Origin of the sequence: Desulfosporosinus metallidurans (assembly GCF_001936615.1) — a bacterium.
Lineage (GTDB): Bacteria > Bacillota > Desulfitobacteriia > Desulfitobacteriales > Desulfitobacteriaceae > Desulfosporosinus > Desulfosporosinus metallidurans.
This window is the reverse complement of record NZ_MLBF01000001.1, coordinates 1-13,929: the sequence shown is the minus strand read 5'-3', so window position 1 is coordinate 13,929 and position 13,929 is coordinate 1. Positions and strand designations below refer to the sequence as shown.

General features: G+C 38.3%; 16 protein-coding genes. 9 read left to right on the top strand and 7 right to left on the bottom strand.

Annotated features, from left to right (window positions below; all coding sequences use genetic code 11):
* Positions 1 to 106 precede the first annotated feature (106 nt).
* From DSOL_RS00075 to DSOL_RS00065, 3 genes are all read left to right on the top strand, one after another.
* The gene (locus tag DSOL_RS00075) at positions 107 to 2,965 is read left to right on the top strand and encodes a hypothetical protein (RefSeq protein ID WP_075362868.1); all 2,859 of its coding nucleotides are present in this window, start codon (positions 107 to 109) and stop codon (positions 2,963 to 2,965) included.
* Between the two features lie 106 nt (positions 2,966 to 3,071).
* A complete protein-coding gene (locus DSOL_RS28635; RefSeq protein ID WP_075362867.1) occupies positions 3,072 to 3,413 on the top strand; it encodes a MerR family DNA-binding transcriptional regulator in 342 nt (113 codons plus the stop codon).
* 218 nt (positions 3,414 to 3,631) lie between these two features.
* Positions 3,632 to 3,997, top strand: coding sequence for a type IV toxin-antitoxin system AbiEi family antitoxin domain-containing protein (locus DSOL_RS00065; protein WP_075362866.1), 366 nt, complete (start codon positions 3,632 to 3,634; stop codon positions 3,995 to 3,997).
* Here the strand turns inward: DSOL_RS00065 and DSOL_RS27765 are convergent.
* Positions 3,994 to 4,170 carry a hypothetical protein gene (locus DSOL_RS27765; protein ID WP_170871404.1) on the bottom strand — a complete coding sequence of 59 codons (177 nt, stop codon included), beginning with the start codon at positions 4,168 to 4,170 and terminating at the stop codon, positions 3,994 to 3,996. The genes DSOL_RS00065 and DSOL_RS27765 overlap by 4 nt on opposite strands.
* Before the next feature lie 247 nt (positions 4,171 to 4,417).
* Between DSOL_RS27765 and DSOL_RS00060 the strand changes: the two genes are divergently transcribed.
* Complete coding sequence (locus DSOL_RS00060) at positions 4,418 to 4,663, top strand: DUF2442 domain-containing protein (protein ID WP_075362865.1); 246 nt, start codon at positions 4,418 to 4,420, stop codon at positions 4,661 to 4,663.
* A 291-nt stretch (positions 4,664 to 4,954) separates the two neighbouring features.
* Entirely contained in the window at positions 4,955 to 5,539 is a 585-nt protein-coding gene (locus DSOL_RS00055; protein ID WP_075362864.1) for a Uma2 family endonuclease, read from the top strand.
* A gap of 105 nt (positions 5,540 to 5,644) precedes the next feature.
* Here DSOL_RS00055 and DSOL_RS00050 read toward each other — a convergent pair whose 3' ends face one another.
* The 4 genes from DSOL_RS00050 to DSOL_RS00035 form a co-directional block, all read right to left on the bottom strand.
* Entirely contained in the window at positions 5,645 to 5,872 is a 228-nt protein-coding gene (locus tag DSOL_RS00050; protein WP_075362863.1) for a hypothetical protein, read from the bottom strand.
* Between the two features lie 128 nt (positions 5,873 to 6,000).
* Positions 6,001 to 6,189, bottom strand: a complete 189-nt coding sequence (locus DSOL_RS00045) for a hypothetical protein (RefSeq protein ID WP_075362862.1) — start codon at positions 6,187 to 6,189, stop codon at positions 6,001 to 6,003.
* The gene (locus DSOL_RS00040) at positions 6,186 to 6,566 is read right to left on the bottom strand and encodes a DUF6075 family protein (RefSeq protein WP_075362861.1); all 381 of its coding nucleotides are present in this window, start codon (positions 6,564 to 6,566) and stop codon (positions 6,186 to 6,188) included. The genes DSOL_RS00045 and DSOL_RS00040 overlap by 4 nt, the downstream gene beginning before the upstream one ends.
* A gap of 76 nt (positions 6,567 to 6,642) precedes the next feature.
* On the bottom strand, positions 6,643 to 7,137 hold the full coding sequence (locus DSOL_RS00035; protein ID WP_075362860.1) for a hypothetical protein: 495 nt from the start codon (positions 7,135 to 7,137) through the stop codon (positions 6,643 to 6,645).
* Positions 7,138 to 7,688: 551 nt separating this feature from the next.
* Here DSOL_RS00035 and DSOL_RS00030 point away from each other — a divergent pair.
* From DSOL_RS00030 to DSOL_RS00015, 4 genes are all read left to right on the top strand, one after another.
* The gene (locus DSOL_RS00030) at positions 7,689 to 8,297 is read left to right on the top strand and encodes a hypothetical protein (protein ID WP_075362859.1); all 609 of its coding nucleotides are present in this window, start codon (positions 7,689 to 7,691) and stop codon (positions 8,295 to 8,297) included.
* A gap of 19 nt (positions 8,298 to 8,316) precedes the next feature.
* Positions 8,317 to 9,216 carry a hypothetical protein gene (locus tag DSOL_RS00025; protein ID WP_075362858.1) on the top strand — a complete coding sequence of 300 codons (900 nt, stop codon included), beginning with the start codon at positions 8,317 to 8,319 and terminating at the stop codon, positions 9,214 to 9,216.
* Positions 9,217 to 9,365: 149 nt separating this feature from the next.
* On the top strand, positions 9,366 to 11,975 hold the full coding sequence (locus DSOL_RS00020; protein WP_139314346.1) for a TrbL/VirB6 family protein: 2,610 nt from the start codon (positions 9,366 to 9,368) through the stop codon (positions 11,973 to 11,975).
* A 93-nt stretch (positions 11,976 to 12,068) separates the two neighbouring features.
* Entirely contained in the window at positions 12,069 to 12,248 is a 180-nt protein-coding gene (locus tag DSOL_RS00015; protein ID WP_075362856.1) for a hypothetical protein, read from the top strand.
* Positions 12,249 to 12,513: 265 nt separating this feature from the next.
* On the opposite strand, the gene DSOL_RS00010 is transcribed toward DSOL_RS00015, so the two are convergent.
* Both DSOL_RS00010 and DSOL_RS00005 read right to left on the bottom strand, forming a co-directional pair.
* Positions 12,514 to 12,861: a hypothetical protein gene (locus DSOL_RS00010; RefSeq protein ID WP_075362855.1), complete on the bottom strand. Its 348-nt coding sequence runs from the start codon at positions 12,859 to 12,861 to the stop codon at positions 12,514 to 12,516.
* The gene (locus DSOL_RS00005) at positions 12,836 to 13,621 is read right to left on the bottom strand and encodes a ParA family protein (RefSeq protein ID WP_075362854.1); all 786 of its coding nucleotides are present in this window, start codon (positions 13,619 to 13,621) and stop codon (positions 12,836 to 12,838) included. Before DSOL_RS00005 ends, DSOL_RS00010 begins: the two co-directional genes overlap by 26 nt.
* Positions 13,622 to 13,929: the final 308 nt, after the last annotated feature.

Below are 13,929 nucleotides of genomic sequence, written 5' to 3'. Positions count from 1 at the left end.
GCAATTGCCTAAGCTCTTTTATTAAACCGTATTCGACAAGTATGCTAGTGAAGATATATTATAGTTGGCGTAAAATACACATATAAACACATAAAGGAGGGATATTTTGAAGAAAAAAACGATAGTCATTTTTTTTATGATACTTTTTACTATTGTCGGTTCATCATTTTTATATACTCAAAATAAAGCTAACGGGTTGACCCAAGGAACTAAAACAATTCCTAGTCCTGACGGTCTAAGTTTTACGTTTAGACCAGGCACAGACGAATATAACACTTGGGGAAATACCACATTTTATCGCATAAACTATTTGAATCAAGGATTCTATGTTTATCTTCCTGTTGACCCAGCAACAGACCCATCAGCAGTGCAATATTTTAATTTCGGAAAACTAGCAAATAATCTAATTACTCACGCTGGAGGAGTCTATACCGTACCTGGACATGATGGAAATTTGTCACAAGGCATGGCTGACATCAATAGCTGTTACTACGAGGGTAATAATTCAGGACATATGAAAGTCTGGGAAAATAATAAAACAAACTTATGGGAATGGAGATATTTAGGATATAACTACGACGGAACGGCTCTCAATAATCCTTACTATCCTTGCGACAGTGGGAGCTACAGTAAAGGTGCTCCTTGGGATTGGGTAGCATACCAAGAACCTTACACGCTAATGGTTGACCCAACTCATACTGCTTTTACCAAAAATGACCCGCCTCCACTTTTTAAAGAATCTCAAATTGCTATATGGTTTAAAACATATGTTTTTCCATCTGACCCACATTGGACTGACCCAAGTATCGTGGGTAGTTCTTCGGTAGATGATGCCGTTAAGTTTTGGTCAGATAGACTATATTTCACGTCTAACGCAAGCGTCGGTTATGTAACATTAAAAGGTTGGTTTCCAAATGGAAGCTATATCACCTGGGATGTTCCTCGGACAAATATTCCAAACCTTCGCGTTACGGACTATAAGGTCAAAGATGATAGCGGAAAAGTACTTGCAGAAGAGACTCGTGGCGACGACCAAGAAGGAACCCCTAAATGGACGTATAACGATACGACAGTCTCGAAAGGGCAAACGTTGCATATTGAAGCAACGATTAAAAATGAAACGCCTCCCAATCATCCTACGACAGCTACGCCAGTAACCATTGACCATATGTATGCTTTCGGAGCAAACGCCCAATTAGCTGATACATGGGATGACTCTTATAAAGACACCAGTGGGGTTGTCAGCGATGACCAACCAACTCAGATTCCTGCGGGTGGAACTGCTCACTTTAAGTGGGATTATACCGTACCTCCTACAGTCTCCCAACATATCAAATTGCAAGCTCAAATACCTGGAAAGTTCTATAAAGCACTCGACAACGATTATGTTGGTGACGACACGGGCTATGCTACGTTTGACATTGCTCAAGAAGACATTGCCCTAAGCGATACCATTCAACTTTTAGACCATACTGGAACTACTACAAATAAAGTAGCCCCTGGTCAAAGTTATACAATACGATACTTTGTTAATAAGCCTAAAGGGAATACCCCTGTAGGCGAAGCGGGAAACCCCAATAATCCTTATGCCACGGTAGATTACCAGATAACCGATAAAGGTTATATGACGATGCAAGGGACTGCTTCTGCAAAAACTACGTTAATGCCGAACGGTCAAGTCGCGATTGATGTCCCTTATGTAATGCCTCAAACCGCTCTCATCCATGCTTGCGGTCTCATTGACAGCGTGAACGCCCAAGCTGGACAAGACGACGATTTAACGAATGATGGTTGGAAATGTGCCGATTTCGCTTCAGAAGTCAACTTAGCTGTCAATAATTTGGTAGCAAGCCCTCAATCCATCAACGTACCTAGTACGTACTCATCTGGAAGTCAAACGGTTGATTTCACCTTTGATTTAACGAACACTGATTCAACGAATGTTGGGAAGAATGTTTGGGTTTATCTAACCCAAGGAGGAACTGTCGCTCAAGGTGGAACGATTGTTGATAAGCAACAAGTCTATATCCCGCCCAATGCTAACATTTCCGTCTCTTGGCCTGAGAACGTTAACTTAAGTGTTGGGTCAACGAAATTTTCAATTGAAGTGAATCCACCACCAAGAGAGTGGTACGAATTTACGGCTGACAACAATCCATTTAAGGATAACGTGGATACTACTACCATTAACGTTGTGCGAAACTCAGGAACTACTCTACAGTGTCCTTTAGGAAAGCATACGAACAATTCATGGACAACTCAGTTTCAAATTTACCATTATCGTGCTCACTTAATGTGTTATAGTACGAAGTTTGGAACGTTCTGCTTCTGTGCTTATGATAATAGCTGGTATACGTACCCTACGGTTTCGTTTTATGAAAACTGGAATATCACCCATATCTTCTTCCGAAGCAAATTAACGACAGACCTTTCAGGAGGAGGAGATGGCTGGGTTGATGTTCTTACCGCTCCTGGACGGGAAGGGAAAATTAAGGCTGGATATGGGTTTGAGTTAAAAATTCAAACGAACTACAACACTAATAACTACTCTTCAGCCCCGCATTCGCAGTATTGGGGATGTAGTTTTGACAGTGTTTACCCATCCGTAGCAAGTTATATCAGCAGTCCTAACTGGCTACAGGTCATTATGCCGTATAATGACACATATGGGAACCCAGTTGCTTATAATCTAAGCACTATGTCAGCATCGGGGTCTTGGGACAATATGACGAACACTTATCAGTTGCCCTACAGAAATGCCTTTGGACTCGCGACAGTTCCAGAAATCTTTGTCAGTGAAACAACGAGGGACGGGGATTATTTGGTTCAAGTCAACACTCCGAGTTTCTACGGTTCTCCCGACAAACATCCAGGACCTTACTCTAATCTTCAAGATTGTCAAAATTTCTATATTAAAGTAACGGGCGGGATGTATGACGACCTAAAAACTCAACTAATCCAGTAGACTTCAAAAATGAGCCTCTCAGATTGAGGCTCATTTTCCTTCTAATAATGTGTTTAGATATATGAAAATGTGTTAATATATACTTAATGAGAAAGGATGATATATAATGAATTCGACGACTATGTATAAAGCATCAGAGTTTGCCAAAATGGTAAACGTTTCTATAAAGACTCTACAAAGATGGGACCGAGAGGGCATCCTCAAAGCTCTTAGAACGCCCACGGATAGGCGTTATTACACACATTCCCAATACTTGGAATTCATCGAGAAAAACTTCAAAGACGAATCGTCAATGAGTGATTCGAAATATGAAGCTATCAGCACGATGATTCTCCATACTGTTCGTAGCATACTAGCTGAGAATATTGGCGACGGTCAGGCAGTAGAAAAAATCTGGAAAACGCTACAACTTGTCGAACCTTATCTTGCTCAGAGAGCCAGAAAATAATATGCGAGAAGATTTTGATGTGATTAAAAAAATATTTGAAGACAAAGGCGGTTTTGTAGAAAGAGCGGATATTTCCGATGTTCATTATAGGCACATAAATAAGCTCCTAAAAGACGGCACTATTATACGTCTGAAAAGAGGTTTATCAATGGTTAGACGGTACTGAGAAAGATGAACTTGAAATCTTATTCAAACTCATACCCGAAGCGATTTTATGTATGGAAAGTGCGTTATACTACCATGACTATACAGACCGTACTCCTGATTTTTGGAGTATTTGCGTCAATAAAAGTAAATTTAAAATTCTTTATTCTCCAATAAAAGCCTACTACTTTGAGACTGATAATCTAGAAACAGGTTTAATTGATGGTAATATTAATGGAATTAAAGTTCGCATTTACAATAAGGAGAGGACAATTTGCGATGTCCTCAGATATTCTAACAAACTAGACCGAGAAATCTTCAATAAAGCAATTCAGTCTTATGTTAAAGACCCTCGAAGAAACATCACAGCATTGCTTGAATATGGAAAAAGATTGCGAGTTTCTAAAAAGATTCAAACGTGGCTGGGAGTGTGGCTCTAGTTTTCTTTATTAAGTTCTTCCCTAAATTCTTTCCAAGAACGCTTTTTCATTTTCCCGTTTCTCATTAATTTCATTTCCCGAAGCGATTGTTTCAATGATTGTGCGGGAGTGCAATGTCTTTCAATTGAAGTGTCCACAATATTTTTACCCTTTTTATTTTTGTTCTTATCCATCGGAACACCCCCGTATAATTAGATATAAAAATTAAATAGTGCATTCGTTGCAGTTCTTTGGTTTTCGTTCCGAGAACGGTATTTTTGAATCAGTTCGAAAGGATATGTATGTGTACGAATAAATTTCAGATTGAAATGCTCTATGAGATAAACGGTCTTAATGACTATAGAAAAAACTTGGTACTAGAGTTTGGTCGCTCGCCCCTTCACGGGGCATATACTTAAAAATGAGGGTGGGTGATATCTAATGTTATTCGATGTAATTGAAGTAGAACCGCTGAATAATTATAAAATTCTGATAACATTCGAAAATAGTGAAAAGAAAATTTTCGATGTCAGTACATTAATAAATAGTAGACCGCGTTGGCAAGAATTAAAGAATATCGAATTATTCAATACAGTTAAAGTTTGGGAAGGTACAGTGCGGTGGATTGATGGTCAAGACATCTGCCCAAAATGGCTATACGATGAAGGGGAAAATTACGAGGTTTAGGAGAAAAGGAGGCAAAAACCGAGGGTCATTTGAGTGATTCAATATATTTTAGTAATCGTTTTAGTGCCGTTAATTGCCTATCCTGAAACGGGATGGTAGTCTTTTTAGTAGTGATGTTTTTTCTTATATTCATTTTCAGGTGTCGTTTTGGTCTTCTCGCTTATGTAAATATTACCTTTTTATGATATAGTGATATCGCTCAGATATTGTGTGTGTGATGGAATAGACAATTTATTCATGAGTCTTTAGATATGGAGAATAAAGTTATCTTGAATAAAGGAGAGTGTTATTATGCCCGTACCTCAAGAAGAAAGACAATACACTTATGCAGACTACCTAGCATGGCCCGAAGATGAAAGAGTAGAAATCATTGACGGTGTTCCTTATATGCAAGCAACCCCTTCACCAGAGCATCAGGAGATATCAATGAATTTATCCACTCAGATTGCAGTCTACTTAAAGGGAAAACCTTGCAAAGTTTATGCATCACCATTCTCTGTTAGGTTAATTAAGGGTGACGAAAAGAAAGACGAAGACATTAAGAAAGTTTTTGAGCCTGACATTACCGTCGTATGTGACAAATCTAAAATTGATAAACAAGGCTGTAAAGGTACACCCGACTTGATAATTGAAATTATTTCTCCGTCTTCGATTAAACATGACAGGGTTACTAAGTTTAACCAGTATGAAAAAGCTGGAGTTATAGAATACTGGATTGTAGAGCCAGAAGGTAAGCTTGTAAGTGTATTCTTATTGCAAAGCAACGGTAGGTATGGTAGACCAGAAATATACACAGAAGAAGAAAAAATAACTGTTTCAATATTTCCAGATTTAACTGTGGATTTGAGTGCGGTTTTTCCTTCTATATTAACCTAGACAAAAACTGAGGGTTATTTTAGTGATTCAATATATTTTATTAACCTTTTCATTAGAGTTAGTTGTCTATCCTTAAACGGGATAGTGGTTTTTTTAGTAGTGTTGTTACTTTTTCTTTTCATCATTCTCAGCCCTCGCCAATGCTCTTTCAAAAGCAACTTTATTGCGACCCAATTGCTGATGTTCGGCCATTACTGACTCATGGCGAACGAAATCTTGTATTTCGTCCTCAATAATTTGTTTTCGATATTCGTAGTCCTCTGAACACGGGCTTAAATTTGCGATTCGGTTCATGTACCCACCTATCACTTTGTCCATTTCCGCATTCAACATAAAGAAATCCCCCTTTGAGTAAATTATAGGGTATTCCACATTGGAGGGGAAATCACCTTTAGAGGTATTGGTTATAATTGCCAATATAAGAATTTTGGAGTAGCTTTGACTAAAGTCTAATCTAAAGTCTAATCTAAATTCCCGTTCTCTAATTGTCTTGCCCAGACTCGTCTCGCGGTCGGGCGTATATAATTTTCGAAAAGCTCTCTACCTTCGCGATATGCTTCGGGAGAAAGTGGAAAGGGCTCTTCTTCCATGCCCGTGAGGAGCATATCTTTTCTTTTGTTTTGTTCCCGAATTTGTTCCAGCGTTCTCATGATGTTTGCTCATCATCATCGTAATCGTTAAGCTCGTACTCAATCGCTCCATACCGCCGAACATTCATTGCCTCACGCACAACGAAATATAGTTTTTCAGAAAGAATACAGAAGTTAGAAATATTTACCTTATCGCCCTCGAATAATGACATCGCAACTGTAACAAGAAACTGATATTCAGTTGAAAGGTTCTGTTCTTTAAGCATCGTATGCATATCTATCCCAGCTTCCGTTATGTATGGAATCGCCTTTTTTCTAATTTCTTCGTCGCAGGTGAGAATGTAGTACATAGAAAAATGTTCTTTGTCTTTTTGTTTCCCAAATTTCTCTATAATTTTATTAAACGATTTCCTGTGTTGAGCATTCATAAAATACATCAATTTAACTCCTCAATTTCTTCAATAGTGGTCTTTTTAGTAGTAGTGATGTTGTTTCTTTTTGCCCTTCGAATATTCAACTGCACACTTCAATTTTTGCTTCAATTCTATCAAGTCTTTCAAGTATATCTTTGTTGAAATCCTTTTGTACTGACATAATCTCACAAAGACTATCAAACTTTTCTGTTAACTCTGTTTCCATTCTTAGTTGGATGTCTTTTACTTCCTGGATATCTTGCTTTAATTCTAGCATATCTTGCTTAAATTCATGCATTAATTCTGTTAGTCCGTGAAGCAATTGAACGAGTATTTCCAATATCTTGTTTTCTTCCATTTCATTTACTTCTGGGTTGGGATTCATATTCGTTACCCCTCGTTTTCTTCTACTGCTCATCACCCTAAAGATTTCTGCTTCATCTTCTGTTTCATGATATTGCGAATCAAAATAATCGAATGTCTCAGCTCTTATTCTTCGATTGCAAATCATATCCAATAACGAGTAGTGTGGCGTACGAGGTCTTTGTTTATTACTCCGTTTATTTATCGAATGAATAGGAATATGTTTTTTCATACAGAAAATTCCTCCTTATGGTCTATTATACCATCTAGAAGGGGTATGGAAGTAATTGACAATATAAGAATTTTTCAAAGAGATAGACTATAGTCGATGCTTCGACATCGACTATAGTCTCGACACGTCATCGCCCCTTCGGGGACGAGGCGTATTTTTTTGCCCCTTTTCGGCTTTATAACCGACATATTGACGCAGTTCAGTTATATTTTTCTCCTCAAAATCTATGATATAGCAACAACGCTAATTCGAATCAAAAAAACGCAACCCCATCATTCCAACACAGTATTATTACTGAATTTAAACAACAATGGAGGACGAGGGACGCATCAGACGCTCCCAAACACAAATGTGCTCGAAAAGCTCAATTCGACTGTCGTCTCATTGACTTTTCTCCCCCATTTGGCGGTCACAAAAAATCGGCATTCTGCCGACCGCAACAAGTTGCTTTTTTTGTTTCCCTTGTTCGGTCGCCTCTGATGCCGACGGGGACAAGAACGACGGGGGCGAAGTGAGTTTTTCTAAAAAATTAATCAAAGGAGGTTTTCCTAATGGGCCAGCGTGGTCAAAAAAAGCAATATATACAGAAAATCACATCCAAGGATGAAAAGATGCTGAAAGCTTTTAGGTGCTGTGGCTATCTCACAAAAGATATGCTGAAGGAAAAGTTGGCAATGTCTGACCATCGCATAGAGAATTTCAAACGTGATAAGTATATCGAAAAAATCGCTTATGCAGATAAAACACAAAACCAAGTGATTGAAACTTATCGTCTTACTAATGCTGGAAAAGATTTTTTGGAGAAGCAACTGGGATTAAGCAACTGCTATAGAAGCACTTCAATTTCACACGACATAGAAGTCGCACAAAAATATATGAACTGTTCAGAGACCGAAAGGGAGTCATGGAAAACTGAATCAAAACTTCGTGAACAATTCGATGAGATATCGGATGCTCTGCTTGCAGAAAATCGCTTCGAAGAATATGACCGTCTTCAGGAATACTTGCAAGAGAATGATGTTTCTGCAATTGATGGCTCATACATCTCAGATGAGACTGGCTTGGAGATGTCAGCCGAAGTCGTTACTGACTCATATGGTCGGGCAGAAATCGAAGCAAAGATTACTTTCTGCCACATTATGAATATTCACCAAAATTAATGAAAGGAGGATTTTAATCATGGAACTCATAACACAAGAACAAAAAAATGAAATGGTTTCAAAGATGAGAAAGTCAAATGTCGAAAAAAGGGCTAAAGAAAAAGCCCCCAAGATTTCACTTTCTAATGTAGGAAGAAAAATCCAGAAAGATGTTTTTGGGGTTCACAGAGAGATGTTGGAGAAAATTTGGGTCATTGGTCGAGGTCTTATTTTCGCGAAACACTTTTCGAAAATAAGTGGTATCCAAAAAACAGAAATGTATAGAGAGCTTCGACTTCTTGAGAAAACGGGACTTATAAATATTGTAAAATTTTATCATCAGAATATTATTCAGCTCACTCAGTTTTCTGTGAATCAGTTTCAGAAGAAAACAAGAATGGTTGCGTTGACGAATGCAAATGTGATTAAACACAGCTTCCTCGGTGAAATATTAAAGAAAAAATTAGAACAAGCTGTGTCGAAAGACATTAATATAAGCCATGAAATTTTTTTCCAAAGAATGTCTGAACAAACAAATTTCTTTAGAACTGAGAAAGCTGAAAATAGCTTGTGGAAGAAGCTTGACAAATTGCGGAAACGAGATACCTTCTGTCAACTGTCAATAACTAATCCTTATCTATATGTATATGTATTTGACATATACAACGCAGAATCTAGACGCATGATAGAGCGTGTTGCCGAAATATATCATTTTCTAGACGAAAATGGAATTACTGAAAAACTGTCAATAATGTTTAATATTTGCGTTGTTGATGAACGTCGAGAAAAATATCTCAACGGAAAACATGCACGTCGAAGCTTTGAAACCACTCTTAAAGTAAAGAAGCTCTTGCATCTTTTGGACAAAAAATTTTCAATCAAAATTGTTTCGTATGATTTAACTCAAAGGGTTTTCGCACTCACGAGAGTTGTGCCCTAAATATCCCACAAGGATAAGTCCAAATAATAACGAAAGGAGGAATTTAGTTGAAACGACCTCACCTTAGAAAAGTCACTGCCATACTCATCGTCTTACTTTGTACCCTTATACCAATGGTTTCCTTTGCTCATGACTCAGAATTCTTACAGATGTTAATTGATTTAAACACTATGCAGTATCAGGGAAGCGTAATTGATGATAAAGCAAGTTTTTTTAGTATGGAGTCAAAGCATATCGAAGCCGAGCTGGGCAACTTTACTAATCTTATAAATCACCCCAATATTCCTGTACCTACAATCCCTACTGATTATAAAAGTGATGATAAGTCAAACCCTGGAACATCGCCAATGCCATTTACTTTTCCAGCGGTTGAAGTTGAAAGTGGATGGTTTAACAAAAACAACGCCACTAACGTAGATATCAACCAAGCTTACCTTGTTAAAGATTCGCTTGTTCCTGGGTTAAATGATGCCTTAAAACTTGTTAATAACGGTAAAAAATTTGCCAACGTTGAAGAGTTGACAAAAATGGCAAGTTTATTGGCAAGCGGGGGGAACGTTAACGGTTATACTGTCACATACGGTCAAAGAGCAAGTTATAGTGCTAAAGAGCCTGATGTTGACCCTCGAACTAAAGTTGCTCGAACCGATTACGTGACCATTACTGCTCCTGACGGAAAAACACAATACGAGTTTGTTTATAAAATTCGTAAAGGGTATGCGTCTCCAGATGACTTAGCCTATAATGCAAACTTTGTTGTTAAAGGGGACACAACATATATTTCATGGCAAATGCTAATGTATCAAGCGAACTATACGTATCTCGACAGACATCAATCTCTAGCAGATGAGGCATCCTTCGAAAAGCCAAGTTCTTTAGAAAAGGTTGTCGCTGAACTATTTGGGCATTTGTTTAATGGGATTCGAAATCTTCTGGGTCTTTATAGTACGGATGAGTTAGTTTACAACCAAGGTTTTCGGGGTTCCTCAGCTTGGTGGTATGGTACGATGTCGAGGGACTGGGCTGACAATATTTTAGTATATCATTGGATTTTCCAGGGACTTGCGTGGTCGTTGATAACCTTGGCACTTATTAAAATGCTTATTCAAAGAAATCTTTCCACCGTAAATCCAGCTATGAGAGTTTCTCTTATTGAAGGGATTCAAGACTTGCTCATAACGGGGTTTGTCCTTGCTAATATGTTCCCAGTCATCAATATGTTTATGTTTCTAAACACAAAGCTCGTTGCTATTTTTGGAGCAACTGCTCCTGATTTCAGCGATATTGCAAACGTCAATAATTATTCGGGGGTTTTAGCGGGGGTAATTATACAATTTTTCTATCTCATCGTAAGTCTTTACTTGAATTTTGTTTACATTATGAGAGGTATAACTCTTGCAATCCTTGTTGCTATGGGACCTTTATTCGTAGTAACACTTGCTTTTGGAGCCAAGTGGAAACAACTATTTAATACTTGGTGGAGAGAATTGCTTTCAAACATCTTCTTGCAAAGTTTCCACGCATTCATTCTTAGTTTCTTCGTTTCTGTAACCTTAAGCTCCCGTGGCATTGAGAGCATGGTCGTAGCTTACGCAATGATACCCTTAACGGAATTCTTTAGAACTCTAACAATGGGTTCTGGAGGGGGAATTGCTCATGCTGTTGGAATGAAATCTGTTTCTCAAGGAGCAGGAATGGTTGGGAATGTGGCAGGAGGACTCATTGGCAATGCAAAAGCAAAAGCGGGTGGAGGTAGTAGTAACGGCGGTTCTAATGCCAATGCTATGAGCAGTGAAGCTGGAAATAGCCAAAAAATTAAAGCCAATAATGGAGGAGGTTCTAGCTCAAACACTTCTGAGCTTGGTTCCTTTAATACAAGAGAGACCCAAATGACAAAAGAAACGCCTCTGAACAATGTAGGAAAAGAGGGTTCCTTGAGTCCTGAAGTTTCTAAAGATGAAGCCCGAAATGACCAGTTTAAAGCGACTGGTATGACACTTGCTAAAGGTGCATGGCAATCAGGTAAAGGTCTCGCAAAAGTTGGACTTGGAGCGGGTATGACACTAGCTTTAGGTGGCAGTAGTCCCGAAATGGCAAAAATGGGTGGAAAAATGATGGGAGCGGGAATGAGTGATGTGAAAAGTGCAGGAACTAGCGGATTATCCAGCATTGGCAAAAGCGTAGGTACTGCCCTCGACCATCCTCTTGATAAATGGAAACAAAACCGTCAAGACATGAAAGTTCAACAACAAGTTAGGCAAAACGGTGGAAATCTTAGTCCTATTTTGGACGTTACGACGCTTCCTAATGGAGATATTCAATATCATCGCGATAGTAACATTTTAAGAAATCAAGGCGTTCTGGGTGAAAACGATGACCCCAGTGGCAATACCGTGTTTACCTATGATATGGGTGTTTCAGTTAATGGCAAAGGTGGATTGAGTTTCGATTCGTCTAATAGCCGATTGTCAGGAGATGACATTCAAAATCTCCAAGGCTACGCTCATACCTTTAAAAATGGGACAGCCGAACAAAAAGAGCATCTGCGAAGCCAAGGAATCGAGCGTGTATCTCGAAATGAGCAAAGTCAACTTATGGTTGCCTACAATAAAACGGGCAAGGAAAAACTCGGAGGCATTAAATCAGTCCAAACAATGGGCGATGGACGTGTTGTTGAGCTTAAAAATAATCACAGCCCTATGGAAACAAAGAACTCGATAAAAGTATCTCCTTATGTAAATAACAAAGTAGCAGTTTGAGTTTCATATGTATCTGAGAATATAAATAGATAAAATCTTACTTCCATGTTATATTAGTTATGATTATTTCAGCCGTAGAAGGGCGTGGGACACATGGAAAATGAATTATTGAAAGAGATTAGTTTAAAACTCAACAAGCTTGTAGATATTGAAAAGAGGCTTAATAAGCTTGAAAGTATCGAAAATGAACTGAAATCAATAAATAAATCCATTAAAGGGATTCAGAAAGACTCGTTGAGTGTCATGACATACCTGGCTTCGAGGGATATGTAGCTTCATGTCCCTTCTTTGATGCATTTGCTATAAATGTTACCGATGGACCCAAAGTACGGGAAGGAAAGAAGACCGACTGATGGACGGACGGACTTTAAGCAATGTTTCTATCACGCTAATTATACATTGACTTTTGACACCAGTGCGGGAGAACACTCTTCCTGTACTGGTGTCTTTATTAATTGAATACTCTTGCCAATTGTGATTTTTCCTTTTCTGCATCGTATGTAACTAAAAAATCCTGGCCGGCCAGGATTTTTTTTGTTTAATTCTTCAATCGTTTTTCAAAGTATTCATGCAGTGCCTCATCAATAATTTCGTTAAAAGTCATGTTGTCGCTTGTACCTTTGTATACATTAAGTTTCTTATTGATTTCTTTCGTAAGCACAATTCCCTTTCCCACGGTAAATTCTTCCCCGTTCTTATGGGAGTAGCGTTTTGGTTTTTTGCACTCTTTATTTAAATCTAGATTTCTAGATTTATTATGTTCTAGCTGTTGCATTGGTTTGAGTTCTGGTTTTGGCTCTAGTTCTATCGTTGTTTGGTTTTTATTTGAGAGACTAGCCCAAACTCCTTTTGAGCCAGCATTACCATTGGCGTTCTTTTTTGCCATCGACTATTACCTCCTCTGCAAAATTCATATAGTCTTCGCTTGCCTTAGACTTCCCGTTAAAAAATGGAATAGGCATCATATTCTCCTGGGCGTATTCAACTTGGGCATCTACGCGAATATGCGTTTCAAATACTTTATAGTCAAGAATTCTTTTTGGAAGACTTTCGTTTAGGTCTTTTTTTCGTGCGTCATATTGAGTGATAAGAATTCCTAAGATGCGTAAATCAGGTTTTAGGTTCTCCTGAATTCGATTTACAGTTTCAAGTAGATGTTTTATTGCTTTCGAAGAAAAATAACCAGGCTTTAGAGGAATTATGAGTTTATCAGAAGCTACAAGGGCATTTAGAGAGAGCAAGCTGAGTGCAGGAGGACAATCGATTAGAATATAGTCATAGTCGTCTTCTACGAACCGTAAAACCTTCGATAGAAGATGTTCTCTGCTCATAGCATTTGCAAGCACAATTTCTGCATCAGAAAGAGAAATGTCTGACGCAAGTAAGTGTAAATTCCCATATTGTGTTTCGATGATAAGGGATTCTATGAGGTCTTTATATAGTCTCGGCTCTTTCAGTAGCCTGAAAATGGTACTGTCTTCTTCAAGTGATTCATCGTCAACTCCACACCCTAGCGTTGAGTTTGCCTGGGGGTCCATGTCCACTACTAATACTTTTTTCCCTAGCTTAGTCATTGCGGCCGCGAGCGATGTAACCGTCGTGCTCTTGCCCACCCCACCTTTCTGGTTGAAAATGGAGATTATCATTAAATTACTTCCTTTCGTTAATAAATCTATATTTACTTATACATAAGTATTTCTAGATTTATTCCCGTTTTCCTGCTTTATCGAGGACAATGTAAATTTTGTATTTTTTTCGTATAGAGAGTTAGAATTTTGTAATAGGAAATCTAGAAATCCAGTTTTATAGATTTCTAGAAATACGATATGGTAAGAACTTTAAGCCATATTTTGACCTAAATAAGGGGGACGAAACTAACATATCAAACCCCTTCGCGTTGGGATAAGCACAAAAAAAGAACAGCCGTGATTGAAGCACAAATATTACAAAAATA

What these genes read in the sequence shown, in the direction of transcription:
- DSOL_RS28635 (WP_075362867.1), top strand. Translation starts at nt 3,072, where the DNA reads ATGAATTCGACGACTATGTATAAAGCATCAGAGTTTGCCAAAATGGTA.
- DSOL_RS00065 (WP_075362866.1), top strand. Translation starts at nt 3,632, where the DNA reads ATGGAAAGTGCGTTATACTACCATGACTATACAGACCGTACTCCTGAT.
- DSOL_RS27765 (WP_170871404.1), bottom strand. Translation starts at nt 4,170, where the DNA reads ATGGATAAGAACAAAAATAAAAAGGGTAAAAATATTGTGGACACTTCA.
- DSOL_RS00060 (WP_075362865.1), top strand. Translation starts at nt 4,418, where the DNA reads ATGTTATTCGATGTAATTGAAGTAGAACCGCTGAATAATTATAAAATT.
- DSOL_RS00055 (WP_075362864.1), top strand. Translation starts at nt 4,955, where the DNA reads ATGCCCGTACCTCAAGAAGAAAGACAATACACTTATGCAGACTACCTA.
- DSOL_RS00050 (WP_075362863.1), bottom strand. Translation starts at nt 5,872, where the DNA reads ATGTTGAATGCGGAAATGGACAAAGTGATAGGTGGGTACATGAACCGA.
- DSOL_RS00045 (WP_075362862.1), bottom strand. Translation starts at nt 6,189, where the DNA reads ATGAGAACGCTGGAACAAATTCGGGAACAAAACAAAAGAAAAGATATG.
- DSOL_RS00040 (WP_075362861.1), bottom strand. Translation starts at nt 6,566, where the DNA reads ATGTATTTTATGAATGCTCAACACAGGAAATCGTTTAATAAAATTATA.
- DSOL_RS00035 (WP_075362860.1), bottom strand. Translation starts at nt 7,137, where the DNA reads ATGAAAAAACATATTCCTATTCATTCGATAAATAAACGGAGTAATAAA.
- DSOL_RS00030 (WP_075362859.1), top strand. Translation starts at nt 7,689, where the DNA reads ATGGGCCAGCGTGGTCAAAAAAAGCAATATATACAGAAAATCACATCC.
- DSOL_RS00025 (WP_075362858.1), top strand. Translation starts at nt 8,317, where the DNA reads ATGGAACTCATAACACAAGAACAAAAAAATGAAATGGTTTCAAAGATG.
- DSOL_RS00020 (WP_139314346.1), top strand. Translation starts at nt 9,366, where the DNA reads ATGTTAATTGATTTAAACACTATGCAGTATCAGGGAAGCGTAATTGAT.
- DSOL_RS00015 (WP_075362856.1), top strand. Translation starts at nt 12,069, where the DNA reads ATGGAAAATGAATTATTGAAAGAGATTAGTTTAAAACTCAACAAGCTT.
- DSOL_RS00010 (WP_075362855.1), bottom strand. Translation starts at nt 12,861, where the DNA reads ATGGCAAAAAAGAACGCCAATGGTAATGCTGGCTCAAAAGGAGTTTGG.
- DSOL_RS00005 (WP_075362854.1), bottom strand. Translation starts at nt 13,621, where the DNA reads ATGATAATCTCCATTTTCAACCAGAAAGGTGGGGTGGGCAAGAGCACG.